Origin of the sequence: Sphingobium nicotianae, from assembly GCF_018603885.1 — a bacterium.
Classification (GTDB): Bacteria; Pseudomonadota; Alphaproteobacteria; order Sphingomonadales; family Sphingomonadaceae; genus Sphingobium; species Sphingobium nicotianae.
On record NZ_JAHGAW010000015.1, the window covers coordinates 99,373 to 125,839 of the forward strand.

The window sequence follows — 26,467 nt, forward strand, 5'->3', positions numbered from 1 at the left end:
GCTTCATGCGCATGATCTTTTTTGTCCTCAACCACCTGCGGAATATCGTTTCAGGCGCGCAGTAACCTCGGCCCCTGGAAGGCGGCATCGGGGATGACCGGATATGGTGGTCAACCCAGCGTGAAGCCGTTCGCAATCCAGCACGGCGTGCGCCTCAAGCTGATCGCAGATCCAGAGTACTCCGTTGGTAGCTACACCTTGATCGCTCGCAAAGCGACGCAGTGCGCCGTCGCCGGTGAGCAATGCCCAATTCCTGCTCTCCGCGATCGCGAAAGCAAAAGTGTCGGGTGTGGAGAGGGCAGTTCGCTCACGACGAACAACAATGGCCCTGGCAAGCTCTGATGAATCCAGTTCCTCCACTCTTAAGCCCAACGCCAGAAGCTGCTCTCCAAGTTCTCCCTTGAGCTCTCTGTCGAAAAGTAGGTCGGGTACAGCGAACTCGAACGGCAGGCTAAACAGATCCTGGAGGAAGCTGCCTCGTTCCAGATCAATAATGACTGAAGTGTCCGAAACGAGGATAGGCAAGGGCTACACCATATTCTGATCCAATCGCGCATCGAGCTCGCGCACCGATATACCGAGCAACTCTGCTGCCCTTGCTTCTCCAATAACACGCTCAGCCAATGCTCTATAGCATAGTCGTTCGAAACGCCGAGGCTCTTCGACTTCGGGTTGAATAAACCCGGGTTCCTCATAGGGCGGAGAACGCCAACCACGCTCCGTGAATACACGGAATAGCCGACCAAACGTAGCTTGATTGAGGATCCCAAGGTCCTTGCACCGATAAGCAAGAGCTTGAATGCTGACCCCGAAGCGCTCCTTAAGAGCTACAAGTTCACCAATACTGATCATCGAGCGGTGTGCGCCAATCTCCGCCCGGATAACATCCGCAGGCATCAGAAAAGCACCAGCGAAACGATGCGCAGCTTTCTCCTCATCAACATCCGCAGCAGGCGCGAGCACCATGTGCCCAAGTTCATGGGCCAAATTGAAGCGCTTCCGCTCCGACCAAGAGCTCTTCTTGATGACGATAACCCGCGCCGCCGTTCGATCTTTCCGGCGAACCTTGGCCGCTAGGCCGTCGATGTCATCCAGATCGACCGAAAGGACTTTGATGCCACGTTCCTCAAGCAACTCGGCGAGCTTGGGTATGGGGTCATTACCGAGGCCCCAATCGTCGCGAACCGATCGCGCAGCATCCTCTGCGTCGCGAATATCTGCCACAGGATGAGGCGCGCTGCGCGGCTGTTCCCAGTCAACGCTGCGAAGGTTTAGTAGATCTTCAAGCGCTAGGTAGCGCTCCAGAAGATGGATCGTGCGCGCCTCGAGTTGAGCCTCCTCCCGCGCCGAAGCTGCCGACTTCTTCCGAAAATCTACGCCTTCAAGTTCGAGCTCTTCCGCACTCAGCAGATAGTCTACGGACACGTTTAGCGCTTCCGCCAGCGAAATTAACGCCGCAGACCCCGGCATATCTTCATCTCGTTCATATTTTCCGATTGCCTGAGCAGAAACGCGATTGCCGATCGCATCCGATAGGCCGCGCAGCGAAAGACCGGCGGCAGATCGTGCCACCTTCAGCTTGCGTCCAATCATATCGACCTCCTGTCTCGTGGTTTACAAAATGCCATGTAGTGACATTTTTGTAAACCGTTACCCCTTGAATATGAGAAAATCGTTCCCACGTGAGGTGCATAAGCTCGGATTTTTCGGGCTTTGTAAACCTCGAGGTCAATTATGTCGAACGAGAATAAGCCCGACCATCCGCCACATCCAGATCATCCTCAGCACCCGGACGTCCCCAAGGGACCGCCGAGCCACACGCCCGGACTTCCCGACGGCCCGCCCGTCCCCTCCAGGCCCCCTTCACATCGCCCCGTCGGCTGAGGGCGATGGTCACAAAGGAACAGCAGAACACCGACTGGTGGAAGTGTTGGCCGTCTCTGTATGAAGCTGAGATGGCCGCCTTCGCGGCGCGCGGCGCGACAGTGCAGACGCGCCACGACCGTCATGGCCTGCTTATTCTCGAGGTGGAATGGCCCTTACAGGTTGGCTCCGTATCCCTCGAGATTGGCTACTCGCCGCTACATCCGTTCCATAGACCGGTTGTATCAGCGCGAGGTCTCCAACTCGAACGTCATCAACACCCCTTTGATGGGGGACTGTGCTTGCTCGTTCCAGATTCGGGGCAATGGTACCCGCACCAGAAAGTTGCAGATCTAATAGAAGAGCAATTGAGTAAGATCTTGAGGGTCAATGAGCTTCGCAGCAATGAAAATTGGGCTGAAGCTGCAGAGATTGAAGAACAAGCTCCCGATCCCTTGGCCGCCTACTATACTCATGCTGCTGAACCGGTTTCGGCAGCTTATTTTGCCAGCCCGACCGCCGTTCCGCCCCAAAACTGCGGAGTAGCTGAATTTTCAATCAACGCCCGAGCACGCGGCGAGAAAGTCCAACACTTCGAGGCATTGCTTCACACAGCCAAACCCGTAAGCGGCAAATGGCTTGCCCAGCCCTTTGAGCCAAAGTGGCTTGGGGCTTGGAGTCGCACAAACGGGCGGTGGGTCCGACTGGAGCGGCCGCTGCCGCAAAGTGCAGACGATCTGCTAGCGCTCGCAGACGCCGAAATTGCACGCCAAGCACTTATCAATCCGGCCTATCGGCAGCTTCAGCACATGGGCAAGGCGGATCTTAGCCTTACAGCGATCGTGTTTGAAGACGAGGTGGCCTACGGAGCACGTCAGCTCGGAGACGGATGGCTATTTATCGCTAGTCGGAAAGTAGGAAAAAAGGGGCAACGTTCGGTTTCGTTGATCAGAGGCTTCGGGATATCGGACGATCTTTTCTCCCGGGTGCCCGTCGCGGCCGCGATGCGTAGCAAGAATATCCTCCTCTTCGGATGCGGCGCGATCGGTAGTTTTGTTGCGCTGGAACTTGCTCGAGCCGGCATAGGAAAGCTCACAATTCTTGACTATGATATCGTCGAACCAGGGAATAGCGTTCGTTGGCCGCTAGGACGCTCCGCTTGGGGTGTGCCCAAAACAGCGGCTTTGAGGGACTTCTTAGTCGCCAACTATCCGTCGACAAATATCGAAGCCCTTGCAGGCCGCCTTGGGGAAACTACGACCAGCCTCGAAACTGCTCAGTTGGCGAAGAGTAGTCCGCGCGATCAACTCAGAACAATGATTGAGGGCGTCGATCTTGTCATTGACGCAACCGCCTCGACCGAATGCCAGCTTGCCCTTTCCAACGAATGCCGTGCTCTCGGCAAGCCTCTGGTCATTGGCTATGCAACAGAGGGCGTTGTTGGAGGCGTCGTGGCACGATTTCGGCCAGCCGCCTCCGCCTGCTGGGTTTGCTTAAACGAGCATTGGGAAGACAAAAGCATTGCGCTTCCACCCGCAAATCCGACCGCCACAGTTCTGCCCATCGGCTGTAACTCGCCTACATTCACGGGCGGCTCATTCGATCTGCAGGAGGTCTCTCTTGAGGTCGTTCGTAGCGCCATCGGTCTTCTGGCGCCCAATGCATTCGACGCCGGCGACTGGGATTGGTCTTCTCTGACGTTGGCCGAAGGGGAACGCCGTTGCCTTCCCACTTGGCGATCGGGCCATCTGGCCCCCCATCCTCGTTGTGCTGGCTGCGGCCACCCGTGACGACCTGGCTCTCACGGGACGTAGCCGACGCAATTCAGCTCCTTGCTACCACCTACTATCCTGTTGAGACCGGTGGTGTTCTACTCGGATGGCGCGACGGGGAAGACAGGATAGTTACAGGCCTGACGGGTCCTGGGCCGAGGGCTCTCCACGGGCGACATACGTTTCTGCCTGATCACCGATGGCAGGTCGCCCAAATCGAACAGGCTTTCGCTGCCTCATCCGGTGATCTTGATTATCTCGGGGATTGGCACACACATCCTGACGGTATCGCTTCTATGAGCGAAATGGACCGCAAAACGCTTGCCAGGATTGAACGGCGGGTCCGATCGCCGCTCATGCTCATTGCGGCAGGAGCCGCAGAGAGTTGGGCAATAAATAGCTGGATTGGTCGTCGGTCAGGATTCCTTTCCAGGCTGCCTCCCCGTATCGAGCCTACACGACTGTTTGAACTGTCGATGGGTTGGCCATTCTACATTGCAACTCATGACTTGGACGCCGCGGAGCTAGGCGAGCCTTAGCAACAGCCTCCGATTTCCTATTTCGCCCGCACAAAAGAACGATCGCTTTCGGGCAGCAAGAGCGCGCCTCAGAACGGCTGAAATCCGGGGCTCACTGACCGGCCACCACGCTGCCAGATCGATCTCCATGCCCCTGAGTCCGCTCACCCAGCTTCCGGTCCTCGCGCTGCAGTGGCAGACCACGACCTTTACCTAGCCATCAGATGATCCCAAACATTAAGCCAAGTCGGTATAATCTTGGCGAACGTGCTTGTCTTTGCGCGGCCCCTAATTCAATCGCATAGCATCGGGCGTCACTTCGCCGCCCAATAGTCGGGTGAGGATGATGCGGGTAGCGCGGATCGTAATTCAGAACTTTCGTACCTTCGCGTCGCTTGACGTGAATGTCGCTGATGATCTGTGCTGCATCATCGGCGAGAACAATACGGGCAAGACCGGGATCCTGCGTGCGATCCAGATCTGTCTCGACAATATGTTGCCGTCGAGTTTCCGGTCACTGCTGCGCGAGGACATCCACTCCGCGATCGATATTGCCGAGCCAAGCCAAGTTCTAATCGGCATTGAGCTGACCGAGTTCGAGGGCACGGTGAACGAAGAGGCGCTAGTCAGTACCTGGAAGACCGCCGCAGATCGGGCGCGCATATTTTACCGCTTTCGCCCGCGCCCGGCTGTCCGGGAGCAACTTGCGAGTGGCGACATCGCACCGGGCACTCTGACTCTTGAGGACTATCAGTGGGAAATCCGCGGTGGCGGTGATCCTGCGATCGACCTGCCCGACATTGCCTGGGATGACGAGGGGATCGGCGAGGCCGTGCGCTTCGCTGACCTTCAATCCTACCTGCTTGTTCATCTGCCCGCGCTCCGCGATGTCGAGAATGACTTGCGGAACCCCCGCCAGTCGCCGCTTATCCGCCTGATCGAGGCGTTCGAGATCGATGCGGCCGAACAGGACGCCCTGATCGCCATCCTTGACCAGGCCAATCAGGCAATCGCGAACTCGGCGACTATCGCCGAGATAGCAGGGGCAATCGACGCACGGTTCAAGGATGTCTCTGGCCCCGCGTTCGAGATGGACGCCACGCTCGGCCTGTCCGCCGCGACGTTCCGCGCGATCATCCGTAACCTGAAAATCATTCTGTCGGACCTGTCGCTCACCTCGTTCGAACCCGGCCGCAACGGTCTTGGAATGAACAACATCCTCTACATCGCGATCTTGATAGAATATCTCCAGCGGCGGATCGCGCTCAATCGCTCGGCCGGCCAGTTGATCCTGATCGAGGAACCCGAAGCGCATCTCCATCCCCAACTGCAATTCTCGCTCATCGCGGCACTGCGCGCGATCGGCGTGCAGACCATCCTGACCAGTCACAGCACCCAGGTGACCTCGCAGGTTCCGCTGAGCAGTATTGTATCGCTCACTAAGCGCGAGGACGCCACCATTGCTGCGGGCAATCTCGCGCTCAATGCGGCGCTGACCGCGCCGGAGATTGCCGATCTCGAACGCTATCTCGACGCAACCAAGAGCGCATTGCTCTATGCCCGCAAGGTCATGCTGGTCGAAGGCCCGGCCGAGATGTTCCTGATCCCGGCGCTGATCGAGCAGGTGTACGGCGTGAAGCTCGAGCGGCTCGGCATCTCGGTTATAGCGATTCATGGCGTCCATTTCGACGTCTATGCCAAGCTGTTTCGCGCTGGCTCGCTCGAGAAGAAATGCGCCATCGTGGCCGATGCTGACATGAAGCCGTCCGACGCCGAGGACTTCGATCCGGAAACCGACGCTCCCGATCTGGTGGCACTGGAAAGCAACTTCGTGGCCGCATTCGCGGGCGCGACTACGTTCGAACGCGAACTGGTATCGGTCGGGCGCTTACCGATGCTGGTCGAGACCGTTCGTGCTCTCGGCGCGCCGCAGATCCTCGCGCAGATGGAGAATGGACTCGCAACGCTCGCGCTCGGAGGAATGGGCGTCGCTGAAGAGACGGCGCTGCGCGTCGAGCTCGGTCGTATCACGCTCAATACTGCCAAGCGCTTTGGCAAGGCGCGTTTCGCGCAGATAGCAGCGCGCTACGCCAATCTCGCGACCGATCTGCCACCCTATATCGAGCAGGCCTATGAGTGGCTCACCGAATGATCCGGCTGACACCCGAACAGCGCGAGGCGGTCGAACATGACGGCAATCTGCTGCTGACGGCTTGCCCAGGCAGCGGCAAGACGCGGGTCATTCTCGCCAAACTGCTGACGCTGGCCGATCAAGTCATCGGCACGCCTCAATTCATTGGCTGCATCACCTATACCAATGCCGCGGTCGACGAGATTGAGGCCCGGTTGCGCACCTACGGCAACAACGCGATCGCGGACCGCTGTGAAATCTCCACGATCCACGCTTTCTGCCTGCAATTCATCCTGCGTCCCTATAGCTGGCTGATTCCCGAAGTGCCGGCAGCGTTTCAGGTGCTCTCCCGCGAGAACAGTCTGTTCGAGCAAATCGTGACGGCGGTCGAGGACGCCTTCGGTCGCATACCCGCCGGGCAGGCGTTCGACGACTATGAATCGCTTCGCATTGATGTGAACGGCGAGCCTTGCGGTCAGGGTATCGAGACAGGCATCGTCACCGAGGAATCCGCCGCGCTCTATTGGGAGCGGGCCCGCGCCCACGGATGCCTCGATTTCGCTATGATCCTCTATTATTCATGGAAAATTCTCGAACAGTACCCGTTCGTCGGACGCGGCATCGCGAGCCGCTTTGCGTGGCTGCTGATCGACGAATTCCAGGACACCACAGACATCCAGATCGCCATCTTCGGCGCGCTCCGCCATTTCCTCCACACCCGCTTCTTTCTCGTCGGTGACAAGAACCAGTCGATCATGCGCTTCGCCGGCGCGTGCCCCGAACTCGCCGAGCAGTTCGGCGATCAGATCGACGCACACCGTGACACGGCCCTGACCGGCAACTTCCGATGCGGGCCGGCGATAGTCAGCACTGCATCAACACTCATCCCGACCGTTCCGGCGATGCAGTCGGCGGGCGATGCGGCTCAGCTCGCGGCGCAGGTGAATTACGTCCATGTCGGCCGGCCGATCGACGCTATCACCGACCATTTCCTGCCCGCCCTGCAGGATGCCGGCATCCCGCTCGGCAAGGCCGCAATCCTCGCGCCATGGTGGACGCATCTCATCCCTGTCGCCCGCGCCCTCCGCGAATTCGACGTCCCGGTCTTCGGTCCGGGTGCGCGTCCCTATAAGCGTCGGCGTCTGCTTGCCGGACTTGCCGAGCAACTTGGAGCCTGCGCCGAGGCAGGCAATTACCTCGGCCTCCCGGGTGTCGAGCGAGCACTGTTTCGGCTCATCGGTGATCTCACCGGAAACTCGCGCTACGACATGTTTAGCTACCAGGGGCGTCGCGTGGCGCTTGGCTTGATCTATCTCGCTCGCGAACTTGCCGACCAGCATCCCGGCGGCGTCGTTTGGCTGCGTGCCATCGCCCGCGAGACTGGAGACTATCTCGAACGCGAGGAATGGTTGCCGGGAAACGCCAAACAGCCGCTGATCGATTCCGCCGAGGAAATGCTGTCTGACATGCAGGCCAGCAAAGTGGATCTCGCGAATCTGCTGATCTCCGATATGGGCCTGTTCGCCAATCCCGAGCATGCGCTAAAGCTGATCACGCTGCACAACTCCAAGGGGCGTGAATTCGATGGCGTAGCCCTGATCTGCATGAACAATGGCAGTATCCCGCATTTCTCGACATCGACGCAGGAGGCGTATGACGAATCTCGACGGCTATTCTACGTCGGCCTGACCCGCGCCAAGCGCATCCTCGTCGTCGCGTCAGATCAGTCTCACTGGAAGAACACGCCGACACCGTTTATCGCGGAGGCAGGCCTTGGATGAGCGTCCTGCCCTGTTTAGACCGGGTTTGCGCTAGACTTCCTGTCATTCAGGGCGAAGTCTGGCGAGATAAATCATTGTCGCGATGGAGCGCTGTCGATTGTGCCCCACACCGGCACCAACGCGACACTGGGCAGTGCACCGGCTTGTCTGATCAAGGGAAGCTTTCGATCCACTCCGGTGAGAATGACGGTAGCTATCGGGATTTGCGATCATACAGACGAAGGTCGGCTATTGGCGGCAGTGCCGATAAAAAGGGGTTGCTAGGCTAGGTAACGGGGAATCTCCTTCCCGCCGCAGGGGGATGGGAGATGTGTCATGGGACTATCCGAGTATGATCCTGCTTTTCGAGAACGCCCGCCCTGGAATGCCGGGGTTATGGTTGGGCCTAAGCGGCCCCTGAAACCACGCGATGTATGGGCGATCCGCTTCTTTCTCGACGAGCATCGACGAATACGGGATCGCGCTCTCTTTGATTTCGCGATCGACAGCAAACTCCGCGGTTGCGACATTGTGAAGATCAAGATCAGCGATCTCGTGAGCGGGGCAGCGATCCGAAATCGCGCAACCGTGATCCAGCAAAAGACGGGGCGACCGGTTCAGTTCGAGATGATGACCGACTGTCGCGCCAGCCTTCTAAAATGGCTTGAGCGACGTGGCGGCAGCATCCACGATCACGTGTTTCCAAGCCGCGTGGATTATCTTGGGCACATCAGCACGCGACAATATGCGCGACTTGTTGACGAATGGGTGACCGCCATCGGCTTGGATAGCCGGGAATACGGAACACACTCGCTCCGCCGAACCAAGGCATCGATGATCTACAAGGCCACTGGCAACCTCCGTGCGGTCCAGATCCTGCTAGGCCATAGCAAGATCGAGAACACGGTCCGGTATCTTGGCGTCGATATCGATGACGCTCTGGTCCTGGCCGAAAGGACCGAGATCTAGGCTCATTGGCAGCTCCTCGCTTTCGCGGGGAGCTGCTGAACAGACGGCAGCTTTCGGGAAACGTAAATTCGTGTTCGAACGTCTGAGATTGGGGCGAGAGCGGAATTCCAAGACGCATACTGCGTGCCCGTGAAGGTTAGACGGCCGACCGAGTAAGACTGACCCCGGCAATCCGTTCCACCACAGCGCGCGCGACGTCCGAGGGGACGGCCAGGCCAATGCCGACATTGCCGTCGCCAGGCGTGATGATCGCACTGTTCACACCGATGACCTCGCCGCGCATATTGATGAGCGGGCCGCCGGAATTGCCGGGATTGATGGCGGCATCGGTCTGGATATAGCGGCGGCCGTCGCTGGACGATGTCCGGATGGCGCTGACGATGCCCGAGGTCACGGTCTGTCCCACCTCGAAGGGATTGCCGATCGCCACGACATAGTCGCCCACATGGGTGCGCCGTGCGTCGCCGAGCGAAAGCTGGCGCAGGCCTCGCGGCGGAACCCGCAGCACGGCCAAGTCAGTCCGGGGATCACTTCCGACAAATTCGGCCTCGACCTGGCGATTGCCGATACCGACCGCAATGGCTCGCGCGTTGGCAATGACATGGTGGTTGGTCACGACCAGCCCACGCGCGGCGTCGACGATGAAGCCCGAGCCCGCCGACATGCGCGGCGCCAGTGCCTCGTCAGGAACCCCCATGAAGAGCCGATAGTAAGGATCGCGCAGCAGCGGATTCTGCAGATAGGGGGAGGCCTGCAGAACCGCGATGTTGACGACCGCGGGCGCCACGCGCTCCACTAGAGGCGCGAGCGTGAGCTGATTGAGCGGTACCGTGTCGACGGGGATTGAAGGGGACATGGTGGCCGCACGCGCTTCTTCCCGTTCCGAAACCGCCGACATCACCGCCCCGCCCGCAAAGCTGCCGAGCGCGCAGATGCTCAGTAAAGCGGCCATGAATGCGCGGGAACGGGATGGTGAAGGAGAATCCTGGCTCATATCATGCTCCACTGGGCCGGCTGGAATGACTCCATTGCTCGCCCCGGCTTGCCGAAACGGGGTCCGGCCAAGCGGCCGGACCCCAGACCGATCAGTAGTCCATTGCCGGCATGGGCGCCGCTTTCTCCTCCTTGGGCAGCTCGGCGACGAGCGCCTCAGTGGTGATCAGCAGCGAAGCGACGGACGCGGCATCCTGCAGCGCGGTGCGCACGACCTTCGTGGGGTCGATCACGCCCGCCTGGACCAGATCCTGATACAGACCGATCGCGGCATTGAAGCCCCAGTTATAGTCCTGGCTCTCGAGCAGCTTGCCGACAATATAGGCGCCGTCCTCGCCCGCATTCTCGGCGATCTGCCGCGCCGGCGCGCGCAGGGCGCGGCGGACGATGTCGATGCCCGACTGCTGGTCATCGTTTGCCGCCTTGAGGCCGTCGAGGGCCTTGATCGCGCGCAGCAGCGGAATGCCGCCGCCCGGAAGGATGCCTTCCTCGACCGCGGCGCGGGTGGCGTGCAGCGCGTCGTCGACGCGGTCCTTCTTCTCCTTGACCTCGACCTCGGTGGCGCCACCGACACGGATCACCGCGACGCCGCCGGCGAGCTTGGCAAGCCGCTCCTGCAGCTTCTCGCGGTCATAGTCGCTGGTGGTCGTCTCGATCTGCTGGCGGATCTGCGCGACGCGGCCATCGATGTCAGACTTGCTGCCGATGCCGTCGATGATCGTCGTGTTGTCCTTGTCGATCGTCACCTTCTTGGCCCGGCCGAGCATGTTGATCGTGACGTTCTCCAGCTTGGTGCCGAGCTCCTCGCTGACGACATTGCCGCCTGTCAGGATCGCAATGTCCTCCAGCATGGCCTTGCGGCGATCACCGAAGCCGGGCGCCTTGACGGCCGCGACCTTGAGGCCGCCGCGCAGCTTGTTGACGACGAGCGTGGCCAGTGCCTCGCCCTCGACATCCTCGGCGATGATCAGCAGCGGACGGCCCGACTGTACGACCTTCTCGAGCAGCGGCACCAGCGCCTGCAGGTTGGAGAGCTTCTTCTCGTGGATCAGAATGTACGGGTCATCCAGTTCCACCTTCAGCTTCTCGGCATTGGTAATGAAGTATGGGGAGAGATAGCCGCGATCGAACTGCATGCCCTCGACCGTCTCCAGCTCCGTCTCGAGGCTCTTAGCCTCTTCCACCGTGATCACGCCTTCGTTGCCGACCTTCTCCATCGCCTCGGCGAGAATGCGGCCGACCTCCTGGTCGCCATTGGCGGAGATCGTCGCGACCTGGGCGATCTCGCTATTGGCGCTCACCTTCTTCGAATGGGCCTCGAGATCCTTGACCACCGCGGTCACGGCAAGGTCGATGCCACGCTTGACGTCCATCGGGTTCATGCCCGCCGCGACGGCCTTGGCGCCCTCGCGCACGATTGCCTGGGCGAGCACGGTCGCGGTGGTGGTGCCGTCGCCGGCCTTGTCATTCTGCTTGTTGGCGACCTCGCGCAGCATCTGCGCACCCATATTCTCGAACTTGTCGGCGAGCTCGATCTCCTTGGCGACGGTGACGCCGTCCTTGGTGATGCGCGGCGCGCCGAAGCTCTTCTCGATCACGACATTGCGGCCCTTGGGACCCAGCGTCACCTTCACTGCATTCGCAAGCGTATCCACGCCGCGCAGCATGCGATCACGCGCGTCCGACGCAAATTTGACTTCCTTGGCAGCCATGATGGCCTAACTCCTTTCTATGTCCTTCCTGAATGTTTGAGGGGGTGAAGCAGCTCAGGCCGCCTGCCGGAGTTCGGCGGTGGCCTCGATCACGCCGAGGATATCGCTCTCCTTCATGATGAGCAGGTCCTCGCCGTCGATCTTGACCTCTGTCCCCAACCATTTGCCGAACAGGATCCGGTCGCCGGTCTTCACGCTGAGCTCGACGAGCTTGCCATTCTCGTCGCGCGCACCGGGACCGATGGCGACGACCTCGCCTTCCTGCGGCTTTTCCTTGGCAGTGTCGGGGATGATGATGCCGCCCGAGGTCTTCTCCTCGGCTTCGATGCGGCGGACGACCACACGGTCGTGCAAGGGGCGGAAATGCATGGCAAAACCTCCAGATGCAAAAGCGTTATGGATATGCCCCGTCCCTCCCAGGACCGGGCGAGCGCCGAGCTAGGAATCGATAATTTGACGTTCAAGAGGGCGCGCAAATTTTTTTGGCACTCGGCAGTCCACACTGCCAGTACGCTGGAATGATACCATTTTGTTGCTGAATGGTCCCTCTTGACGGCGGCAGGACGATCACCAAATTTTCCCGATCGGCCACGCCGATGCATGAGAAAGGAGCGACTACAGGAAAGGAGGCACAGCCATGTCGCAGCCCATCTCCCGTTTTCTTCATCCCTTCGATGTCGCCCGCCATCCGAGCCTCGAGCCGGAGGTCAAGCGGGCCATATTGGCATCCTGGGCATCTGACCGGGTCTCGGTCGAAGGCAAGCCCGCACTTCGCAAGCCGCCGGGGCTGAAGCGTCCGGTTCCCGTCGACGATGTGCTTGCCGCCTTGCGGGCGCTCGATGAGGACGACCCGAGAGAGGGGCAGCCGGTCCAGTGACCGACCGCGCCTTGATCGCACAGCTGCAGGGCTATGGGCTGACGACGGCGGAGATCCATTACTACCGCCCAGACGCGCCCTCGCTGCTGCAGCTGTTCGTCTGGCAGGACTATGATCTCGCGCCGGATTTCCCGATATTGTTCGACTTCCTCGACTATTGGCGGCGCGAGATCGAGGCGGCGCTCCACTCTGTGCGGATCGCACACGACCGGCTGATCCGGCCCACGGAGTGGCGCGCCGTGAAGGGCGAAGTCGACTTTCACTGAGGCGGGGCGGGAGCGCTCTACGCGAAGCGGAACGGCCCCTCGGCCAGCCCGTCAAAGACGAACTGTACCGCCAGGGCAGCAAGCAAAATGCCGGAAATACGGCTGACGACGTCCGCTCCGGTCTCGCCAAGCAGGCGCAGCAGCCTCTCGGCCGCGAACATGGCCAGCCAGGTGAGCAGCAGGCAGACCAGGATCATTGCCGGAACACCGGCCGCTTCCCCGATTGTCTGCGCACGCCCCATGAGCAGCACGGCAGCGGACAGCGCGCCGGGCCCCGCGATCAGTGGGAAGGCCAGCGGAAAGACGGCGATGTTCCCTGGTCGCAGCGCGTCGCTCTTCTCGCTTTCACTGATCGAGGAAAGGCCGGGACTCGAGAATGTGAGCGTGAGCGCCTGAAGAAACAGCAGGATGCCGCCCGCCACGCGAAAGGCCGGCAGCGAAATATGCAGGAGCCCGAGCACCGCATTGCCGGCAAGCGCGAACAGGAGCAGCACGAAGCCGGCGATCAGGATGGCCTGCGCGGCCAGCCTGCGCCGCGCGGCATGATGCACGCCCGCCGTCAGGCCGGCAAAGACGATGGCCGTCTCGACCGGGCCGATGGTGATCAGCAGCGTGATGAAGGTCGAGAAAAGACTGGAAGCAAGCTGCATGCGATGTTGCCGATCGCTGGCTCTCTAGGGCATGGGTCCGAGGCGGAAGGCCGGTCCGAGGCTTTACGCCCCGGACCGGCAATTCAAGCGGCGCTCGTATTGACGGGAATGCGCCGCACATTCTCGTTGGCCGCCGCCGTCTTGGGCAGCGTGACCGTGAGGATGCCGTTGCGGAAGGTCGCGTTCGCCTTGTCGCGATCGATGGTCTTGGGCAGGCCGATGCGCCGCTCGAAGCGACCGTAGCCGCGCTCGGAATAGCCGCGATCCTTGTCCTCCACCTCGGCGCGCTTCTCGCCCCGCAGGGTCAGCACGCCGTCCTCGACGGTAATCTCGACATTCTTCTCGTCGAGCCCCGGTAGCTCCGCGGTCACGCGAATCTCCTTGTCGGTCTCGCCGAGTTCCACGGACGGCCATCCGGCAAGGCGGTCGAAGCCGCCGAAGGCGGGCGCGCCGAAGCCGCGAAGCACGTCGTCGAAGAGGCGGTTCATCTCGCGGTGGAGGGAGAACAGTTGATGGTCGCTCCGGTCACGCTCGGCGTCGACCGGGACAGGGAGCCGGTTTTCCTGCCGGCTCCAGGGAATGAGATCACGAAATGCCATGACGATCATCTCCTTTTCTGGCTGGAATTGTCTTGGCCTCCGGGCCGGCTTCGCTGCCGACCCGGCAAGCCGGTAAGCGTCAGGATCAGGCCGCTTCGAGAGCCTTGTCCTTCGGCGGTTCGATCTTTTCCCGCGAAGGACTCCCGCCGATCTCGATCCGGCGCGGCTTCATCGCCTCGGGCACGACGCGCTTGAGCGCGACGCTCAGCAGGCCGTTCTCGAAGCTGGCCTCGCCCACCTCGATGAAATCGGCAAGCTGGAAGCGCCGCTCGAAGCTGCGCGCGGCGATGCCGCGATGCAGATACTCGCGCTTGTCATCTTCCGGGGCATGCTTGCCGATGACGATGAGCTGGTTCGGCTGGGCGACCAGTTCGATCTCGTCGGGACGGAAACCGGCGACCGCAAGCGTGATCCGGTAGCTGTCCTCGCCTTCCCGGACGATATCGAAGGGCGGATAGCCATCGGCGACATCGCCGCGCAGGCCGGTTTCAAGCAGATCGAACAGTCGGTCGAAGCCGACCGTGGCGCGCCGATAGGGCGCAAAGTCGAAATTGGTTCTCATTTCCAAATCCTCCATTGAAGCGATCTGGGCATGAAACGCGCCGGATACAGAGCCGGCGCTCTCGATGTCCAGCCGGGCCCGGATGGCGCCCGGCGGCAATTAGCTAGTTAAGCTAAGGGCCATTTCAAGGGTGGGATGCACCGGAATGAACGTCAGCTTTCAGGAACCAGGTCCTGATCTCCAAATGTCCGATATCAGGGCGCCATCTGCCGACGATTGAAGCCTGGCGTGAGCTGGCTCGTGGTGACGCCGAAAGTCTAGCTTCAATCTGCTGATGGAAACTGCCGGCGCAACGGTATGAGAATGTCTTCAACTAAGACGGTGCGGTCAAGACCGAGTGCTGCGCGCCGCGTGGTGAGGGTAACCGGTGGTCGTTCACGCTCGCCTCCCATTCCCAACTGCATTGAATTCGGTCTTGCAGCGTGTTGTGCCTGTGTCCGCCAACCGCGGTACTCTACCCCCGACAATCGAACCGCTATTACCAAGTGCGTCAGCCGCTGCGTACGGTCGATGTGATCGATGATTTCTGCCGCGAAATCGAGCGCCATGCCGAGTCGATTCTGGACTGACTCCTCAATGATCACCATGCCGCTCATATGATCCATACCCCGACCCTGAGAACGAGGCTCATCTAGAGGAACACGAACAGCAATCGATCCATGCTCAGTCAAACGTATACTAGCACCGCGCTCTTGGCTGAGTATCAGGTCGGCTCCATCGAGACCGCTGGTAGTGCCCAGCGAACGGTCGAACAGTCGATTTTTTCCGTACAACGCCGACTGCTCCAGACGTTCGGCAAGACCTTCGTCTTCAAGTTCGACCGGGCGCAGTATCCGCTGCCGCGGCCCGCCAACTACGACCAGTTCGAGCATGGCAGATGTTGCTTGGTTCCGGTTTTCCCTTGGCAGCATTGCGATGGCGCTCGCCACCATTTCCTGTTCATCAACCGGCGCTGTTGCATTAGCCAAAGTGACGTCGTGTAGTGCGCGCGTAAGGCCATCTTGCAAGTCGTCGGGCGCAATAAAACTACCCCGGAACAGCCCGCCTTCCCAAGCCTGCACTTCGGCTATGAAAGCCGCCTGCTCGGGGCCAGGCGCTATGCCCTCTTGAACGAACGCGAGAACTGGCTTGGTTTCGCGCGCCTCTCGATATTCCTGGTGGGTCGCTGACAAAGGGGAGCTATGCGGCACAAATCCATAATGCTCGCCGAGGATCAGGACCATCATGTCACTGCTTCTTAAACCTTGTAGGCAAGCGATCTGCGGCGAGTTCGGCTGAGCGCCAAAGTCTTCGGCCATCACGGGCTCATGTCGCAGCGTGGTGACGGCTCGGCGCGCAGCTGCTCGCTGAGCTTCGAAGCCAGTAATCAGTGAGCTGATAAAAATGCGCATAGGGCGAATGTAGGCCCGGATCCCGCATTGTCCACAGATCGGCGCATGAACGAATGGCGGCTAATGGGACGGCTTTCTATGGGCGCGAACGGCGGCAATGTTGGCGGATGCGGCCATAAATGCCCTTGCAGTCAGGATTTGAATCTCGTGAGGCAGGGGAGTTGTCGTTTCCGAACTGAGCACTACATAGGACAAGCAGGTGCGGATTTACAGGCGGTGTATGTTTGACTGTCCCACCTTGCGCTTCTTGCCTTCGAAGCCATCCTTCACCTCATCGATCCACGCTCGAACTTCCTGATCACTCCAGCGTGAGGCGGAGGACGTGACCTTGTACGGCGCGGGAAACTTACCCTCCTGGATCAGCCGATAGATCATCGACTTTCCCAGCCCGACCCGACGCTTGACCTCGTCGAGCTTGAGCAGGCGATCGGGCTGGTCGTCGCTCATTTTCCGCCGGCACGGCTTCGGACGAAGCCGCGATCGCTTTCAAGGAAGGCGCCGAGCATCGCCGGGACCAGCTGGGCGACCGGTTCGTCCCGTCCATAGGTCCTGGCGTAGAGCGCGGCATAGTCGGTCAGCGCCTGATGGAGGTCGGGCATCACCGAGATCGTGAGCTTCATCGGCGTGCGGTCCGGAAGCTGCGGCAGCTTGATGTCGGCCATTCAGTCGCTCCTGCTCGAGGGTGGCGCAAGGATCAGGTCCTTGTGGACGACGAGGCGCACCGGGGCGCCCGGTCGTATGGTGATCGTCGGCTGGACGCCGAGATTGCGCTGGGTGATCTGATCGCCGGCCCGGGCCACATTGTCCTGCGTCGACATCCGGATCGCCTGAACAAGATCGCTCTGACCCGACAGCGCCAGCTCGGAACTGACGCCCAGCAGGGTCGAAAGGACGACGCCCTTGAGCAGCTGCCAGGTATGGAGGTCGACCTTGTCGGCGAGACCGGCGTTGCCCGACGGATCGGTCGCCGGCACGTTGTCGATCCGCAGCGAGCTGCCGTCCGGCATGACGATGCGTTGCCAGACGATGAGCGCGCGCTTCTGCCCGAAGGCGACGACGCTGTCGTAACTTCCGATGAGCCGCGCGCCTTGCGGTACGAGCAGGATGCGACCGGTCGCACTGTCGAAGATGTTCTCCGTGACCTGGGCGGTGACCAGTCCCGGGAGATCGGATCGCAGCCCGGTGATCAGGCTGGCCGAAATCACGCTGCCGGCCGACAGTGTGTACGGCGACGGCAACGCGGCCAGCGCGTAGGGATTGATGTCCCCCGTCGCATCACGTTTGCCGACGAAGGCGGCCTTGCGTGCCTGCGCGTTCGGATCCCGATCCGGATCGAGCGCGACCTTGTCGGCATCGCTCGCCGGCGCGGGCGACGACTCGGCCGCAACGGGTTCAGTCGGCGTCGAGACCTGCCGGTTCTGCACGAGCACGCCGGATTCCCGGGCGGCCTTGAGTTCGGCCAGTCGACGTTCGCGTTCCGCGGCCTCCGCCTGCTGCAGTTGCTGGCTGCCGGGGTCCACGCCGGTCGCCAGCTGCTGCTGCCTCTCCAGGATCGGCTTGCCGAGGTCTCCGGGAAGCGGCGGGCCGAGCCGGGGCACGTCGCCATAGGTGGCAGGCGCGCCGTTCAGACCGTCGCTCATGGGCCGCACGTTCGGCTGCGAGAGCTCCTGCTGGTTTTCGCCGTGCTGGAACAGGCGCGGCTTCAGCGCCATCCACGTCACGGCGATCAGGCTGACCGAGCCGATGGCGGCGATCGCAATGATCACACCGCGCTTGAACCGGATCGCGCGCGGTGGTCGGGCGCGGATCGCCAGCGTCTCGGGGTCGAGCTTCGCATTCTGCGGGAGTGCGGTCTCGGTCACGACGCCCTCCGTCGTGTGTCGGACTGACCGGTGCGGTTGATCCGCACGATCTCCTGGCGTTTCAGACCGAGGCGCAGCTCGGCCGTCTCGAACAGGCGATCGACGACGTAATATCGACCCTGCACGCGATAATTGACGAGCTGAGCAGCGCCTTTCGCGTCGACGAGAAAGAGCGGCGGTGCTTCACCGGTCCCGAGATCTGACGGAAATTCGATGTAGGTCTGGCGGCCGTCGTCGAATGCACGGACCGGCCGCCACGTCGGACGGTCGCCCGAGATGACATAGTCGAAGTGAAGCTGGTCGACCGAAAGGCCGGTGGCAACCGGCTGCGCGGCGCGAGTGCGATCCGCAGCTGCCTTCAGCGCGATGAGCTGGTCCTGCGGATAGGTCCAGGAGATCGCGACCATCGCCGCGCGTCCAACGCTGGTCAGCGCGAGATGATAGGTCCGGCGATCGGTGGTGATGATTATGTTCGTGGCAAGCCCGGGTGCGAACGGCTTGACGAGGACGTGCGTTCGCCGTGAATCGCCGGTCCCGCTGGTGGTGTCGCCGATGACCCATCGCACGGTGTCGCCCGCGGCGACCGCTCCCAGCACTTCGCCGGGCTGAAGCGTGATGTCGGTCACCTGTCCCGGAGCGGTGAGCACATGATAGACCGACCCGTCGCTGAACGGGTAGACCTGCACCGCGTTGATGTAGCCGGCCGTCGCCGGCTCCAAGGTCGCAGCACGATTTGCAGCGCGCACCCGCAGCTCCGCTGGCGAGGGTGGCAGGCGTCGACGCGGGGCGGCCGGCGGCGTGACGACGGGCATCGGCACTGCGGCGACCGGCGCCGCAACGGGCGGGATGGTGCCGGCCGATGATGGCGGCGGCGCTGGAACGGTTTGCGCTGAAGCGCTGCCGGCGCTGGCGAGCAGCGCGACAAGAAGGTGGAATCTCATTGACGGGTCTCCGCTTGTGGTTGCTGAGGCTGGGCGAGGCTCGGATCGAGCGGCGATCCGAGCGGCAGGTTCGCTGTCGGCGCTGCTGCGGGGCGCGAGGGTGCCGGCGCTGTCGTTCCGGGCTCCAGCTCGCGGCTCCAGTCGACCGCGTCGACGTAGAGACCGAGAGGATTGCGTCGAAGAGCGTCCGCTGTCGGCGGCGACTTGAGCACGACCGTCAGGATTCCGGTCCAGTGCGTCGATCCGGCCTGCGCGCCGCGCTCGTAGGCGGTCTCGATCCATTTCACCTGAAAGGAGCGATCGGAGGCGCGGACCACGCTGGTGACCTGCACCGAGACTGTCCTTTCACCCACGCGACCGAACGGGTCTGCAGAGCGGGCATAGTCTCCGAGGAAGACGGCGCCTCGCTTGGTCGTGAAGTCGTAGGCCGACAGCCAGTCCTGGCGCATCAGGACCGGATCGAGCGACACCGAGCGGACGCTCGTCACGAACCGCCCGAGGAACCATGCGATCTGCGGATCGGTCGGATGGTAGACGGCACCGGCGGCCGACACGGCACGGGGTTCGCCGAGCTTGTCGACCTCCACAACATAGGGGACGACACGGCTCTGCACCGACTGCCAGAGCAGACCGCCCGAGAGGGCGGCGGTCAGGCCGAGGCATCCGAATGCCATCAGACGCCAGTTCCGGGCCTGCACGCGGGCGGAGCCGATCCGATCGTCCCAGAGCTGACCGGCTCGCTGGAATGGCGTTTCGGGTATGGGCGATCGCCCATAGCGTTGCACGGCACGTTTGAAGATCATCAGTCGTCCCTTTCCTTGATGTCGGGGGTGGCACCGGCGCCGCCGCGGTCGCCTTGACCGATGGCGTTGATGGCAGCCTGGCGGTGGTGTCGAGCGGACGCCTGATCCTTCATCGCGCGCGCCCAGCCGGGCATGCTGCGGGCGTCATCGGCGGCGGCACCGGCGGCCGCCTGCCGACCGACCATGGCGTTGAAGGCACCCAGCCGGCCGGCTTCGGCGGCCTCGCCGAGCCCGAGGGCTGCGGACATGCGCGAGCGGGCAGCACTGGAGGCGGCGGTGGCGACCCCCTTCATCCCGGCGCCGACGGACGCCGAGCCGCTCGCCTCCTGGCCCAGCTTGTAGGCCGTGCCAGCGGCAGACCCCATCGTAGTGCCCGCCCGGACGGCGCCCATGCCGGCCGCTGCCAGTCCGCGTGCGGCGCCGGCGGCGCCCGCCGCGCCCAGCACGATGACGCCCCCGGCGCCCAGAGCCGTGCCGAACGCCGCGCCGGCACCGAGCTGCGGCGCGCCCGATACCAGTCCCGAGGCGATCCCGGGGCCGAAGATGCCGAGGCCGAAGAGCGCAAGGCTGGCGAGCACGAGGCTCAATGCCTGGCCGATATCGGGCTCCTGGCCCTGCAGGGCGGTGGTGAACTGGGAGAAATAGTTGGAGCCGATGCCGACGATCACGGCGAGCACCATGACCTTGATGCCGGAGCTGACGACGTGTCCGAGCACGCGCTCCGCCAGGAAGCTCGTCCGGTTCCAGAGCGCGAAGGGGACGAGGATGAACCCGGCAAGCGAGCTCAGCTTGAACTCGAGGATCGTCACGAACATCTGCACGGCCAGGATGAAGAAGGCGAGGATGACGAGCACCCAGGCGATCAGCAGGACCATGATCGTGAGGAAATTGTCGAAGAAGCTGGTGAAGCCCATCATCTGCGAGGCCTGCTCGAGCAGGGGCCAGGCCGCGGAGAAGCCGGTTCCGGCGAGGCGACCGGGCTTGAGCAGGTCCGCCGCCGCCATCCCGCCCCCGCCAGCGGTCAGCCCGGCCTGGGCGAACGAGCGGAAGATGATGTCGGCGAGCGTCGAGAAGCTGTTCAGGATGAACGCGAAGGCGCCGATGTAGAGGATCTTGCGGATCAGGCGTCCGAGAACATTGTCCTCGCCGCCGAGCGTCCAGAACAGGCCGGCCAGCGTGATGTCGAGCGCGATCAACGTCCGACTGAGGAAGCTGACGTCGCCGCCGAGAAGGCCGAACCCACTGTCGATGTAGGTGATGAAGGCCTGCATGAACTGGTCGATGACGTTGAGGTCGTTCACGGTGGCGATGTCCTGACGAGATGGGGAGAAATGCCGCGGGGCGCGCCTGGGGGAGCTGCGACGCGCCCCGCGGCGACGTCGGCGGAGGGGCGAGGTCCGTCGACGCCGTGCCGGCGCCTACTGGGGGGTGTAGGCGTTGCCGGAGCCGAGGAACTTCTTCGTCGCGCCCTGCGCGTCCGACTGGGCCTGCGCGCGGCTCGCCCGCTCGATCGCATCGGCGCGGTACTGTGCCGCCATCAGCGTCTGGAGCTGGAACTGCTGCTTGGCGACGAGTGCAAGAAGCTGGTTCGTGGCCTGCTGCGCCTGAAGCGCGCCCTGCGCACCTTGGCTGCGCTGGACGATGCCGTTGAGCGTGCTCGCGTCCGCAGCGACGTTCTCGACCACCTGCGCCTGGACGGTCATGGTGTGCTTGTAAGCATCCATCGAAGCATCCAGGCGCGCGCGGGCGTCGGTGACATGCTGGTTGCTGGTGAGAGCCTGATTGAAGCTCGTCGGGAACATCGACTGGAACTGCTGGTCGAGGCCGGCGACGCGGAACCGGATGGCCTGCGCCTGGCCCATCAGCTGATCGATCTGCTGGATCGTCTGGGTGATCGCCTGCAGCTCGGGAAACGTGATCGTGCTCAGGTTCCTGGCCTGGTTGATCAGGCTCTGCGCCTGGTTCTGCAGCATCTGAATCTGATTGTTGATCTGCTGCAGCGTCCGCGCCGCGGTCAGGATGTTCTGGCTGTAGTTGCTCGGGTCGAAGACGGTGAGCTGAGCTCGTGCCGGCGTCGCCGTCGTCAGCACACCCATCACGAGCGAGCCGCTTGCGCCGAGCGCGAGCGCGCCGGCCATCAGGTACTTCTTCAGGGGTATTCTGGTCATCTTGATTCTCCGGGGCTTGGGGTCAGGGAGCGGTGAAATCGGCGAGAAGGTCGGCAGCCCAGCCGAGATCGGCGGCCGCCAGGAAATCGGTGGCGAACCGGTCGGGGCCGGCCTCGGCGAGGATGGTGTCGATGCGGCGCTGACTGGCCGGGTCGGATGCACCGCACAGCGCCAGCGCAACCGGTCCGAGACCCAGTTCGAACAGGCGGTTTCCACGCGCGGACTGCAGGTAATAATGCCGCTTCGGCGTCGCCCGGCTGACCAACTCGATCTGGCGATCGTTGAGACCGAAGCGTGCGTAGGCCTCTCTGCTCTGGGGCTCGATCGCGCGATCGTTGGGAAGCAGGATTCGCTGCGGGCAGCTCTCGATGATGGCCGGCGCGATGCTGCTGCCCGCGACATCGGCCAGGCTCTGCGTGGCGAACAGGACCGCGACGTTCTTCTTGCGCAGGGTCTTCAGCCACTCGCGGATGCGCGCGGCGAAGAGCGGATGGTCGAGGAAGATCCAGGCCTCGTCGAGGATCAGCAATGTCGGGCGACCGTCGAAGCGTTCCTCGAGGCGGTGGAACAGATAGGTCAGCACCGGGGCCACGACGCTCGCCTGTCCGAGCAGAGCCTCGGTCTCGAAGCACTGGACGTCGGCGAACGCCAGCCCGCTCTCGCTCGCATCCAGAAGCCGCCCGTGCGGTCCGTCGAGCGTGTACGGCTGGATTGCGGTACGCAGCGCATTGGACTGGAGGAGAAGCGCAAGCCCCGTCATCGTCCGCTCGGCAGGCGGCGCAGAGGCCAGGCTGCCTAGGGCGGACCACACCGCGTCCCTCACCTCGGGGGTGACGACGACGCGTTCGGCGTCGAGCAGCGCAGCGATCCATTCCGCCGCCCAGCTCCGTTCTGTCGCGTCGTCGATCCGCAGGAGCGGCTGGAATGCCAGTGCGGCGTCCGATGCGGCGTCGGCCCCGAGAGCATGGTGTGCTCCGCCCATCGCGAGCACGGCGGCGCGCGCCGAGAAGCCCTTGTCGAAGATGTAGACCTGGGCATCGGGATAACGGCGGAACTGCAGCGCGATCAGCGCCAGCAGCACCGACTTGCCGGCGCCGGTCGGCCCGACGACCATCATATGGCCGACGTCGCCGACATGGGTGGACAGGCGAAAGGGCGTCGATCCGGCCGTCTGCGCCACCAGCAGGGGCGGACCTTCGAGATGCCCGTTGGCGACGGGCCCCGCCCAGACCGCCGACAACGGCATCAGATGAGCGAGATTGAGGGTATGGATTATCGGCTGCCGGACGTTCGCATAGACATGGCCCGGGATCGAGGACAGCCACGCCTCGACCGCGTTCACGCCCTCGCGGATCGTCGTGAACCCGAGGCCGCCGACGATCCGCTCGACCTGCCGGATCTTGGCCTCGACCGCAGCGCGATCCTCGTCGGCGACCGTGATGGTCGTGGTCAGATAGCCGAAGGAAACGTGATCACCGCCGAGCGCCTGAAGGGCGAGGTCGGCGTCGGCGACCTTGTTGTCCGCGTCGCTGTCGAGCAGCTGGGCGGGCTGATTGTAAAGCACCTCGCGCAGCAGCGCGGAGATCGACTTGCGCTTGTTGAACCACTGCCGGCGCAGCTTGGTCAGCAGCTTTGTCGCGTCGGTCTTGTCCAGTGCAATGAAGCGCGTGACCCAGCGATAGGCGAAGTCCGCCTCGTTGAGCGCGTCGAGGATGCCGGGTCGGCTCACGTTCGGGAAGCCGACAAGCGTCAGTGTGCGCAGATGCCGGCCGCCGAGGATCGGCTCGAGCCCGCCGACCAGCGGCGTGTCCGCCAGAAGCGCATCGAGATACATCGGCGTCTCGGGCACGGAGACCCGGTGATGACGGCTCGAGATCGTTCCGTGCAGATAGGTCAGCGTCTCCTCGGACGAGAGCGCGCGGACTTCCGGCATGAAGGCGGCGAACAGATCGAGTGCGCGGTCCGTCTCGGCGACGAAGGTCGCCAGTGCGGCGTGCCAGTCTCGGCCGTCAGCAGCATCGGGGCGATCGACCAGCGATCGGCCCGCCGCGTCCGCGCCGTCTGCCGCAGGAAGCCAAACGAGGGTCAGATGGTAGCGGCTCTCGAAATGGGCGCCTTCCGCCTCGAAGCGCCCGCGACGTTCCTCGTCGACAAGCCAGGAGACTGGGTCTGGAAACGCGCTGCCCGGATAGCCGAGAGCATCCCGGCGTTCGCCCTCGAAGAACAGCGCCCAGCCAGTGCCGAACCGCTTGAGGACATTGTTCGCCCGTGCGCAGGCGGAAACGAGCTCCGCCTCGGTCGCGCTTTCGAGATCAGGTCCGCGGAACGACAGCGTCCGCTGGAAGCTGCCATCCTTGTTGAGGATGACACCCTTCGCCACCAGTGCGGCCCAGGGAAGATGATCGGCAAGGCGATCGGCGCCATGGCGGTATTCACGCAGGCTCAGCATGCGAGATAGCCCTTCTGTCTGAGGTGGCGAATCAGGACGGGAGCGAAGGACGGGTCGCGACGGGTCGCGAAGACCGCGATGCTGTGCCCGACCGCCCAGACGACGATCCCCGCGATCCATTGCTGGAGACCGAGACCGATCGCCGCCGCGAGCGTCCCGTTGACGATCGCGAGGCCGCGCGGTGCACCGCCGAGGAGGATCGGCGCTCCGAGGCTCCCGTGGATGGGAACCTCGAAGCCTTCGATATGCTCGCTCACGCGATCAGCGCTCCGCCGCCGAAGCTGAAGAAGCTCAGGAAGAAGCTCGATGCCGCGAAGGCGATCGACAGGCCGAAGATTATCTGGATCAGGCGGCGGAAGCCCCCGGCAGTCTCCCCGAAGGCGAGGGTCAGGCCGGTGACGATGATGATGATCACCGCCACGATCTTGGCGACGGGACCCTGCACCGAATCCAGCACCTGCTGCAGGGGCTGCTCCCACGGCATCCCGGTTCCGGCGGCGTGCGCCTTGGTGGCGATGGCCAGTCCGAGGCCGATGACGGCGCCGGCAAGGAAGGTGGTGCGGCGGTCGGGAATCCTGATGGCAGTCATGATCAATCTCCTTGGTTGCGAGGGACGAGAAGCTCGGTGAGGGCGTAGGCGCCGGTGTCGGGGTCGAGTGGTCCGACCCGCGCGATGCTGGCGATCCGGCGCTGGGTGCCGCGGCCGGCGATGAAGACGATGATGTCGATCGCTTCCGCGATCAGCTGGCGGGGCACCGTGATCACGGCCTCCTGGACGAGCTGCTCGATCCGGTAGAGGGCGGCGATCGCGCTGTTCGCGTGGACGGTGGCGATCCCGCCCGGGTGGCCGGTGTTCCAGGCCTTGAGCATGTCGAGGGCTTCGGGGCCGCGAACCTCGCCGACGATGATTCGATCGGGCCGGAGCCGCATGGTCGATCGGACCAGGTCGGTCATCGACACCGCCCCGGGGCGGGTCCGCAGAGCTACCGTATCGGGCAGCGGGCACTGCAGTTCGCGGGTGTCCTCGATGAGGATCACGCGTGCATCGACCCACGCCATCTCGGCCAGCAGCGCATTGGCAAGCGTTGTCTTGCCCGAGCTCGTGCCGCCGGCGACGAGGATGTTGAAGCGCTGGGTGACCGCGGCGCGCAGGGCATCCGCAGCCGGCTCCATCATGATCCCGTCGGCCACATAATCGTCGAGCGTGTGGAGCCGCTCGGCGGGCTTGCGGATCGAGAAGCAGGGTGCCGTCGACACCGGCGGCAGCACGCCTTCGAAGCGTTCGCCGGCGCGACCTTCGGCATGTGGCGGCAGCTCCGCCGATACGATCGGCGAGCCGTCATGGACCTCCGCCCGCGCATGGCTGGCGACGAGGCGAATGATCCGTTCGACCTGCTCCCGATCGAGACGGACGCCGGTGTCCGTCCGGCCCTCGCCAAGGCGGTCCAGCCTGAGCGCGCCGTCCGGATTGACCATGATCTCGACGACCTGGGCGTCCGCCAGCGCCAGGGCGATATCGGGGCCCATCGCCGTGCGCAGCATGACACGGCGGCGATCCCGGGCGAGCGCGCCGCTCATCGATCCGGCTCCGCGCCGAGCGTGCGCCGTCCGGCGGCGACCTGGCGGCCGACCTGCCCCACGAAAGCCTCGAACCGCTCGCGGCCGATCGCACGTCCCGCCTGATCTCCGTCGGCAAGCGGGGCCTGGATCGAGAGTTCGAACCGGATGAAGAGCGCGAGCGTCTCGAGAAGGACGTAGCCGTCGCGCTCGATGCGCGAGAGCGCGTTCGTCATGCGATCGAGCCTCAGCCCGAACCGGTCGTCCAGTTCGGACGATCCGCGGCGGTCGAGCCAGGCCGTCAGGGCATCGGCAAGGATCGCCGATTTGGTCGCCCCGGGCTTTGCCGAGAGGGCTTCGAGCCGATCACTGAGCGGCTTCGCGAGGAACAGCTGATGGCGGACCTTCTCGACCATGGTCAGAAGTCCAGCTGCAGGTCGTCGGGACGCGACGACGCGGAATCGATGGCGTAGACGGCGCGCGTGGCGGCGAGCGATCGGGCCTGGTCCATCGCGCGCTTGTCGGTGGCAGCATCGGTGTCGTCGTCGCCGAGACCGAGGACATCGGCCGGACCCACGTCCTGCTGTACGGGCGCCTCAAGTTCGTGCGCGGGATGCCGAACCT

At 63.2% G+C, this 26,467-nt stretch carries 29 protein-coding genes; 7 read left to right on the top strand and 22 right to left on the bottom strand.

The genetic code is table 11. The features are described 5' to 3' along the window. Positions 1–27: 27 nt before the first annotated feature. Positions 28–525 (bottom strand): PIN domain-containing protein, encoded by a 498-nt coding sequence (locus tag KK488_RS19735; protein ID WP_214625432.1) that lies wholly within the window; start codon positions 523–525, stop codon positions 28–30. A gap of 3 nt (positions 526–528) precedes the next feature. Continuing rightward, the gene (locus KK488_RS19740; RefSeq protein ID WP_214625433.1) at positions 529–1,593 is read right to left on the bottom strand and encodes an XRE family transcriptional regulator; all 1,065 of its coding nucleotides are present in this window, start codon (positions 1,591–1,593) and stop codon (positions 529–531) included. 296 nt (positions 1,594–1,889) lie between these two features. Here KK488_RS19740 and KK488_RS19745 point away from each other — a divergent pair, with 296 nt between their 5' ends. From KK488_RS19745 to KK488_RS19765, 5 genes are all read left to right on the top strand, one after another. Next, positions 1,890–3,653: a HesA/MoeB/ThiF family protein gene (locus KK488_RS19745; RefSeq protein WP_214625434.1), complete on the top strand. Its 1,764-nt coding sequence runs from the start codon at positions 1,890–1,892 to the stop codon at positions 3,651–3,653. Then, positions 3,650–4,174, top strand: a complete 525-nt coding sequence (locus KK488_RS21840; RefSeq protein WP_214625435.1) for a Mov34/MPN/PAD-1 family protein — start codon at positions 3,650–3,652, stop codon at positions 4,172–4,174. Before KK488_RS19745 ends, KK488_RS21840 begins: the two co-directional genes overlap by 4 nt. Before the next feature lie 325 nt (positions 4,175–4,499). After that, entirely contained in the window at positions 4,500–6,305 is a 1,806-nt protein-coding gene (locus KK488_RS19755) for an ATP-dependent nuclease (protein ID WP_214625466.1), read from the top strand. After that, complete coding sequence (locus KK488_RS19760) at positions 6,302–8,065, top strand: UvrD-helicase domain-containing protein (protein WP_214625436.1); 1,764 nt, start codon at positions 6,302–6,304, stop codon at positions 8,063–8,065. Before KK488_RS19755 ends, KK488_RS19760 begins: the two co-directional genes overlap by 4 nt. A 315-nt stretch (positions 8,066–8,380) precedes the next feature. Further along, complete coding sequence (locus tag KK488_RS19765; protein WP_214625437.1) at positions 8,381–9,013, top strand: tyrosine-type recombinase/integrase; 633 nt, start codon at positions 8,381–8,383, stop codon at positions 9,011–9,013. Between the two features lie 136 nt (positions 9,014–9,149). Here KK488_RS19765 and KK488_RS19770 read toward each other — a convergent pair whose 3' ends face one another. The 3 genes from KK488_RS19770 to groES all read right to left on the bottom strand — a co-directional run bounded on the left by KK488_RS19770 (position 9,150) and on the right by groES (position 12,087). Beyond that, positions 9,150–9,965: a trypsin-like peptidase domain-containing protein gene (locus KK488_RS19770; protein ID WP_250890797.1), complete on the bottom strand. Its 816-nt coding sequence runs from the start codon at positions 9,963–9,965 to the stop codon at positions 9,150–9,152. Between the two features lie 133 nt (positions 9,966–10,098). Continuing rightward, on the bottom strand, positions 10,099–11,718 hold the full coding sequence (gene groL, locus KK488_RS19775; protein ID WP_214625439.1) for a chaperonin GroEL: 1,620 nt from the start codon (positions 11,716–11,718) through the stop codon (positions 10,099–10,101). A gap of 54 nt (positions 11,719–11,772) precedes the next feature. Beyond that, complete coding sequence (groES, locus tag KK488_RS19780; RefSeq protein ID WP_214625440.1) at positions 11,773–12,087, bottom strand: co-chaperone GroES; 315 nt, start codon at positions 12,085–12,087, stop codon at positions 11,773–11,775. A gap of 268 nt (positions 12,088–12,355) precedes the next feature. Between groES and KK488_RS19785 the strand changes: the two genes are divergently transcribed. After that, on the top strand, positions 12,356–12,595 hold the full coding sequence (locus KK488_RS19785) for a hypothetical protein (protein ID WP_214625441.1): 240 nt from the start codon (positions 12,356–12,358) through the stop codon (positions 12,593–12,595). After that, entirely contained in the window at positions 12,592–12,861 is a 270-nt protein-coding gene (locus tag KK488_RS19790; RefSeq protein ID WP_214625442.1) for an usg protein, read from the top strand. The genes KK488_RS19785 and KK488_RS19790 overlap by 4 nt, the downstream gene beginning before the upstream one ends. Before the next feature lie 17 nt (positions 12,862–12,878). On the opposite strand, the gene KK488_RS19795 is transcribed toward KK488_RS19790, so the two are convergent. The 17 genes from KK488_RS19795 to KK488_RS19875 all read right to left on the bottom strand — a co-directional run. Next, positions 12,879–13,511, bottom strand: a complete 633-nt coding sequence (locus KK488_RS19795; RefSeq protein ID WP_214625443.1) for a MarC family protein — start codon at positions 13,509–13,511, stop codon at positions 12,879–12,881. 83 nt (positions 13,512–13,594) lie between these two features. Further along, entirely contained in the window at positions 13,595–14,110 is a 516-nt protein-coding gene (locus KK488_RS19800) for an Hsp20/alpha crystallin family protein (RefSeq protein WP_214625444.1), read from the bottom strand. An 85-nt stretch (positions 14,111–14,195) separates the two neighbouring features. After that, positions 14,196–14,672: an Hsp20 family protein gene (locus KK488_RS19805; protein ID WP_214625445.1), complete on the bottom strand. Its 477-nt coding sequence runs from the start codon at positions 14,670–14,672 to the stop codon at positions 14,196–14,198. Between the two features lie 263 nt (positions 14,673–14,935). Beyond that, the gene (locus tag KK488_RS19810; protein ID WP_214625446.1) at positions 14,936–16,063 is read right to left on the bottom strand and encodes a DUF4062 domain-containing protein; all 1,128 of its coding nucleotides are present in this window, start codon (positions 16,061–16,063) and stop codon (positions 14,936–14,938) included. 207 nt (positions 16,064–16,270) lie between these two features. After that, positions 16,271–16,510, bottom strand: a complete 240-nt coding sequence (locus KK488_RS19815; RefSeq protein WP_214625447.1) for a helix-turn-helix transcriptional regulator — start codon at positions 16,508–16,510, stop codon at positions 16,271–16,273. Further along, a complete protein-coding gene (locus KK488_RS19820; protein WP_214625448.1) occupies positions 16,507–16,725 on the bottom strand; it encodes a DUF2274 domain-containing protein in 219 nt (72 codons plus the stop codon). Before KK488_RS19820 ends, KK488_RS19815 begins: the two co-directional genes overlap by 4 nt. Beyond that, a complete protein-coding gene (locus KK488_RS19825; protein ID WP_214625449.1) occupies positions 16,726–17,925 on the bottom strand; it encodes a TraB/TrbI/VirB10 family type IV secretion system protein in 1,200 nt (399 codons plus the stop codon). Continuing rightward, a complete protein-coding gene (trbG, locus tag KK488_RS19830; RefSeq protein ID WP_214625450.1) occupies positions 17,922–18,866 on the bottom strand; it encodes a P-type conjugative transfer protein TrbG in 945 nt (314 codons plus the stop codon). The genes KK488_RS19825 and trbG overlap by 4 nt, the downstream gene beginning before the upstream one ends. After that, positions 18,863–19,669, bottom strand: coding sequence for a conjugal transfer protein TrbF (gene trbF, locus KK488_RS19835; RefSeq protein ID WP_214625451.1), 807 nt, complete (start codon positions 19,667–19,669; stop codon positions 18,863–18,865). Before trbF ends, trbG begins: the two co-directional genes overlap by 4 nt. Beyond that, complete coding sequence (trbL, locus tag KK488_RS19840; RefSeq protein WP_214625452.1) at positions 19,669–20,970, bottom strand: P-type conjugative transfer protein TrbL; 1,302 nt, start codon at positions 20,968–20,970, stop codon at positions 19,669–19,671. Before trbL ends, trbF begins: the two co-directional genes overlap by 1 nt. A gap of 117 nt (positions 20,971–21,087) precedes the next feature. Beyond that, positions 21,088–21,837: a P-type conjugative transfer protein TrbJ gene (gene trbJ, locus KK488_RS19845; protein ID WP_214625453.1), complete on the bottom strand. Its 750-nt coding sequence runs from the start codon at positions 21,835–21,837 to the stop codon at positions 21,088–21,090. Between the two features lie 22 nt (positions 21,838–21,859). Continuing rightward, positions 21,860–24,286 carry a conjugal transfer protein TrbE gene (gene trbE, locus KK488_RS19850; RefSeq protein WP_214625454.1) on the bottom strand — a complete coding sequence of 809 codons (2,427 nt, stop codon included), beginning with the start codon at positions 24,284–24,286 and terminating at the stop codon, positions 21,860–21,862. Further along, positions 24,280–24,543, bottom strand: a complete 264-nt coding sequence (locus KK488_RS19855) for a VirB3 family type IV secretion system protein (protein WP_214625455.1) — start codon at positions 24,541–24,543, stop codon at positions 24,280–24,282. The genes trbE and KK488_RS19855 overlap by 7 nt, the downstream gene beginning before the upstream one ends. After that, positions 24,540–24,875 carry a TrbC/VirB2 family type IV secretion system protein gene (locus KK488_RS19860; protein ID WP_214625456.1) on the bottom strand — a complete coding sequence of 112 codons (336 nt, stop codon included), beginning with the start codon at positions 24,873–24,875 and terminating at the stop codon, positions 24,540–24,542. Before KK488_RS19860 ends, KK488_RS19855 begins: the two co-directional genes overlap by 4 nt. A 2-nt stretch (positions 24,876–24,877) precedes the next feature. Next, a complete protein-coding gene (trbB, locus tag KK488_RS19865; RefSeq protein ID WP_214625457.1) occupies positions 24,878–25,864 on the bottom strand; it encodes a P-type conjugative transfer ATPase TrbB in 987 nt (328 codons plus the stop codon). Next, positions 25,861–26,259 (bottom strand): CopG family transcriptional regulator, encoded by a 399-nt coding sequence (locus KK488_RS19870; RefSeq protein ID WP_214625458.1) that lies wholly within the window; start codon positions 26,257–26,259, stop codon positions 25,861–25,863. The genes trbB and KK488_RS19870 overlap by 4 nt, the downstream gene beginning before the upstream one ends. Positions 26,260–26,261: 2 nt before the next feature. Next, on the bottom strand, positions 26,262–26,467 hold a 206-nt coding region (locus KK488_RS19875), incomplete at its 5' end, for a hypothetical protein (protein ID WP_214624691.1).

Excerpts from the sequence above, each read along its gene's own strand:
- KK488_RS19760 (WP_214625436.1), top strand. The coding sequence starts at position 6,302 with ATGATCCGGCTGACACCCGAACAGCGCGAGGCGGTCGAACATGACGGC.
- groES (WP_214625440.1), bottom strand. The coding sequence starts at position 12,087 with ATGCATTTCCGCCCCTTGCACGACCGTGTGGTCGTCCGCCGCATCGAA.
- KK488_RS19805 (WP_214625445.1), bottom strand. The coding sequence starts at position 14,672 with ATGAGAACCAATTTCGACTTTGCGCCCTATCGGCGCGCCACGGTCGGC.
- KK488_RS19870 (WP_214625458.1), bottom strand. The coding sequence starts at position 26,259 with ATGGTCGAGAAGGTCCGCCATCAGCTGTTCCTCGCGAAGCCGCTCAGT.
- trbG (WP_214625450.1), bottom strand. The coding sequence starts at position 18,866 with ATGAGATTCCACCTTCTTGTCGCGCTGCTCGCCAGCGCCGGCAGCGCT.
- KK488_RS19755 (WP_214625466.1), top strand. The coding sequence starts at position 4,500 with ATGCGGGTAGCGCGGATCGTAATTCAGAACTTTCGTACCTTCGCGTCG.
- trbE (WP_214625454.1), bottom strand. The coding sequence starts at position 24,286 with ATGCTGAGCCTGCGTGAATACCGCCATGGCGCCGATCGCCTTGCCGAT.
- trbF (WP_214625451.1), bottom strand. The coding sequence starts at position 19,669 with ATGATCTTCAAACGTGCCGTGCAACGCTATGGGCGATCGCCCATACCC.
- KK488_RS19810 (WP_214625446.1), bottom strand. The coding sequence starts at position 16,063 with ATGCGCATTTTTATCAGCTCACTGATTACTGGCTTCGAAGCTCAGCGA.
- KK488_RS19820 (WP_214625448.1), bottom strand. The coding sequence starts at position 16,725 with ATGGCCGACATCAAGCTGCCGCAGCTTCCGGACCGCACGCCGATGAAG.
- groL (WP_214625439.1), bottom strand. The coding sequence starts at position 11,718 with ATGGCTGCCAAGGAAGTCAAATTTGCGTCGGACGCGCGTGATCGCATG.
- trbJ (WP_214625453.1), bottom strand. The coding sequence starts at position 21,837 with ATGACCAGAATACCCCTGAAGAAGTACCTGATGGCCGGCGCGCTCGCG.
- KK488_RS19740 (WP_214625433.1), bottom strand. The coding sequence starts at position 1,593 with ATGATTGGACGCAAGCTGAAGGTGGCACGATCTGCCGCCGGTCTTTCG.
- KK488_RS19765 (WP_214625437.1), top strand. The coding sequence starts at position 8,381 with ATGGGACTATCCGAGTATGATCCTGCTTTTCGAGAACGCCCGCCCTGG.
- KK488_RS19745 (WP_214625434.1), top strand. The coding sequence starts at position 1,890 with ATGGTCACAAAGGAACAGCAGAACACCGACTGGTGGAAGTGTTGGCCG.
- KK488_RS19815 (WP_214625447.1), bottom strand. The coding sequence starts at position 16,510 with ATGAGCGACGACCAGCCCGATCGCCTGCTCAAGCTCGACGAGGTCAAG.
- KK488_RS19785 (WP_214625441.1), top strand. The coding sequence starts at position 12,356 with ATGTCGCAGCCCATCTCCCGTTTTCTTCATCCCTTCGATGTCGCCCGC.
- KK488_RS19800 (WP_214625444.1), bottom strand. The coding sequence starts at position 14,110 with ATGGCATTTCGTGATCTCATTCCCTGGAGCCGGCAGGAAAACCGGCTC.
- KK488_RS19860 (WP_214625456.1), bottom strand. The coding sequence starts at position 24,875 with ATGACTGCCATCAGGATTCCCGACCGCCGCACCACCTTCCTTGCCGGC.
- KK488_RS19795 (WP_214625443.1), bottom strand. The coding sequence starts at position 13,511 with ATGCAGCTTGCTTCCAGTCTTTTCTCGACCTTCATCACGCTGCTGATC.
- trbB (WP_214625457.1), bottom strand. The coding sequence starts at position 25,864 with ATGAGCGGCGCGCTCGCCCGGGATCGCCGCCGTGTCATGCTGCGCACG.
- KK488_RS19770 (WP_250890797.1), bottom strand. The coding sequence starts at position 9,965 with ATGGCCGCTTTACTGAGCATCTGCGCGCTCGGCAGCTTTGCGGGCGGG.